1 protein-coding gene is annotated in these 1,082 nt (G+C 72.6%); it reads right to left on the reverse strand.

Annotation, left to right across the window (positions count from 1 at the left end; all coding sequences use genetic code 11):
• Nucleotides 1-122: 122 nt before the first annotated feature.
• Nucleotides 123-1,076 (reverse strand): ABC transporter ATP-binding protein, encoded by a 954-nt coding sequence (locus tag DD1DGNOD_RS18575; protein WP_131770711.1) that lies wholly within the window; start codon nucleotides 1,074-1,076, stop codon nucleotides 123-125.
• Nucleotides 1,077-1,082: the final 6 nt, after the last annotated feature.

Raw genomic sequence — 1,082 nt, forward strand, 5'->3', positions numbered from 1 at the left:
TCTCGGCAGTCCGATCGACGATCTCGACGATCTCGGCGGTCCGGCCGTCGATCTCGACAGCCTGGCCGGCGATCTGCCCGGCCGCGTCGTAGGCTGCGGGGGCGGTCACGGGGTAACCGTGGTCATGTGCGCTCCAGAGTGCGGGATGCTCCGCCAAGGGCGAGATAGACGTCCTCAAGGGACGGCGTGGCCAGGGTGAAGTCGTCGAGGGCCGCGAAGGCGGGGCCGGTGGTAAGCCGCGCGAGCGCGTCGCGGGCGTCGGCGGCGTCCATGCGCGTGGTCCAGCGGCGGCCGCTGATCTCGGCCTGCCGGGCGAGGAAGGCGATCGTCGGGTCGTGGGCGGGTGGTTCGCAACGCCAGACAAGATCCAATCGGACGTCGTTGCTCACCGACGCCTTGAGCCGTCCGGGGGTGTCACAGGCGATCACCCGGCCGGCGTCGAGGACCGCGACCCGGTCGAGCACCGTCTCCGCCTCCAGGACGTTGTGGGTGACCAGCACCACGGTGACGCCCGCGGCGGCCCGGCGATGTTCGAGCGCCGACCACACCGCGCGCCGGGCTGCGGGGTCCAGGCCGGTGGTCGGCTCGTCCAGGACGAGTACCTCACGGTCGCCGACCAGGGTGCAGGCGACCGAGGCAAGCCTGCGCTGACCACCGGAGAGCTGCCGCATCGGCCGGGTCACGATCGGCGTGAGGCCGAGTTCGTCGACGACGGCGTCACGGGCCGCCCGCGCCGCGCCTCGGCCGAGGCCACGCAGCCGCGCGGTGGTCTCCACCGCGCGGCCCACCGGCAGGTCGGCCAGGGCCATGTCCTGCTGGCCGAGATAGGCCGCCAGCCGCGGCGGGATGTCCGGCCGGGCGACAACGTCCCACCCGAACATCTCGATGGAACCGGCGTCCGGCCGTATCAGCCCCATCAGCTGGCGCACCAGCGTGGTCTTACCGGCGCCGTTCGGCCCGAGGACGCCGAAGACCTCGCCACGTTCGATGTCGAGGTCGAGGTCGGATGTGGCAAGGACGGCATGCTCACCGACGCCGTGCCGGCGGGTGAGCCCACGCACGGCGTAGCTCAGCACGCGGCC

Source organism: Candidatus Protofrankia californiensis (assembly GCF_900634765.1).
GTDB classification, from domain to species: Bacteria; Actinomycetota; Actinomycetes; order Frankiales; family Frankiaceae; genus Protofrankia; species Protofrankia californiensis.